At 63.6% G+C, this 396-nt stretch carries 1 protein-coding gene; it reads right to left on the bottom strand.

Annotated elements, in window-relative coordinates; genetic code table 11:
• Positions 1-396: acyl-CoA dehydrogenase family protein (locus ACS72_RS14560; RefSeq protein ID WP_048882484.1), on the bottom strand; the 396-nt coding region annotated here is incomplete at both ends.

The raw sequence follows: 396 nt of genomic DNA, 5'->3' as shown, positions 1-396 counted from the left end.
TTGTCGCCGGTGATTACCCAGTCGTCGCCATCCCGCACCGCCACGCAGCGCAAATTGGTGGGGTCCGATCCGCCCTGCGGCTCGGTCATCGCGAAGGTCGAGAAGATGTCGCCGTCCAGCAGCGGCTGGAGATATTGCGCCTTCTGTTCCTCGGTACCGAACATGGCGAGGATCTCGCTATTGCCCGTGTCCGGCCCCTGGCAGCCGAACACCACCGGCCCGAATGCCGAGGTGCCGAACATCTCGTTCATATAAGTGAGCTTGACCGCGCCGCAGCCGCTACCGCCCAGATGCTCGGGCAGATGCGCCGCCCACATGCCGTTATCCTTCACCTCCTGCTGGAGGCGCTTGATCACCTTGCGCAGCGGCAGATTCTCGATGTCGTAGGCAGCGTCC

It is taken from the genome of Acinetobacter sp. VT 511 (assembly GCF_001077515.1).
In the GTDB taxonomy this organism is placed as follows: domain Bacteria; phylum Pseudomonadota; class Gammaproteobacteria; order Pseudomonadales; family Moraxellaceae; genus Acinetobacter; species Acinetobacter schindleri.
The sequence above is the reverse complement of the archived record's forward strand: the minus strand, read 5'-3'. Positions and strand labels throughout refer to the sequence as shown.